The sequence below is a fragment of the Mesorhizobium sp. B2-4-2 genome, from assembly GCF_006442845.1.
Taxonomy (GTDB): domain Bacteria; phylum Pseudomonadota; class Alphaproteobacteria; order Rhizobiales; family Rhizobiaceae; genus Mesorhizobium.
Genome location: NZ_VFVM01000029.1, coordinates 1 through 1194, shown reverse-complemented (window position 1 = coordinate 1194; position 1194 = coordinate 1). Strand labels below are relative to the sequence as shown.

General features: G+C 64.3%; 2 protein-coding genes. Both read left to right on the top strand.

The window, feature by feature from the left end:
- The coding region (locus tag FJ942_RS28380; RefSeq protein ID WP_140899653.1) for an ABC transporter permease subunit at nt 1–348 on the top strand (348 nt) is incomplete at its 5' end.
- Between the two features lie 181 nt (nt 349–529).
- A partial coding sequence (locus FJ942_RS28375) for a sulfate ABC transporter ATP-binding protein (protein WP_140899651.1) occupies nt 530–1194 on the top strand: 665 nt, incomplete at its 3' end.

Sequence of the window (1194 nt, the reverse complement as noted above, 5' to 3'; positions counted from 1 at the left end):
CAGGGCAATGGCGACGAGGAGGCCGCGCTGTCGCTTGGCGCCAATGGCTGGCAGGCCTTCTGGTATGTGACGCTGCCCAACGTCAAATGGGGGCTGCTTTACGGCGTGCTCTTGTGCAATGCGCGCGCCATGGGCGAGTTCGGCGCGGTCTCGGTGGTGTCGGGCCACATACGCGGCCTGACCAACACCATGCCGCTGCATGTCGAGATCCTCTACAATGAATACAACGCCGTCGGCGCCTTTGCCGTCGCCTCGCTGCTGGCCGGCCTGGCGCTGGTGACGCTGGTCCTGAAGACACTGCTCGAGATGCGTTACGGCGCCGAGATCGCCGCGGCGCGTGGACATTGATGCATGTCGCCCAAAAGTGGAAACCGGTTTTGGGATAACGGCATGCATGAAACAAAAGACATGTCGCCCAAAAGTGGAAACCGGTTTTGGGATAACGGCATGCATGAAACAAAAGACATGTCGCCCAAAAGCGGGAACCGATTTGGGATAACGGCATGCAGCCACTACAAAGGGACTGTTGATGGAAGTTCGCGTTGCCAATGTGCGCAAGGAGTTCGAGCGGTTTCCCGCGCTCCATGACGTGTCGCTCGACATCAAGTCGGGCGAGCTGATCGCGTTGCTGGGGCCGTCGGGCTCGGGCAAGACGACGCTGCTGCGGCTGATTGCCGGGCTGGAGCGGCCGACGCGCGGCAAGATCTTCTTCGGCGACGAGGACGCCTCGCACAAATCGATCCAGGAGCGCAATGTCGGCTTCGTCTTCCAGCACTACGCGCTGTTCCGGCACATGACGGTCTCGGACAATATCGGCTTCGGCCTCAAGGTCCGGCAGGGCTCGACGCGGCCGCCGGCGCAGGAGATCCGCCGCCGCGCCTCCGAGCTGCTCGACCTGGTCCAGCTCTCGGGCCTGGAAAAGCGCTATCCGGCGCAGCTTTCCGGCGGCCAGCGCCAGCGCGTCGCGCTGGCCCGCGCCATGGCGATCGAACCCAAAGTGCTTCTGCTCGACGAGCCGTTCGGCGCGCTCGATGCGCAGGTGCGCCGGGAACTGCGCCGCTGGCTGCGCGACATCCATGACGCCACCGGCCACACCACCGTCTTCGTCACCCACGACCAGGAAGAGGCGCTGGAGCTTGCCGACCGCGTCGTGGTGATGAGCCAGGGCCGCATCGAGCAGGTCGGCACCGCCGA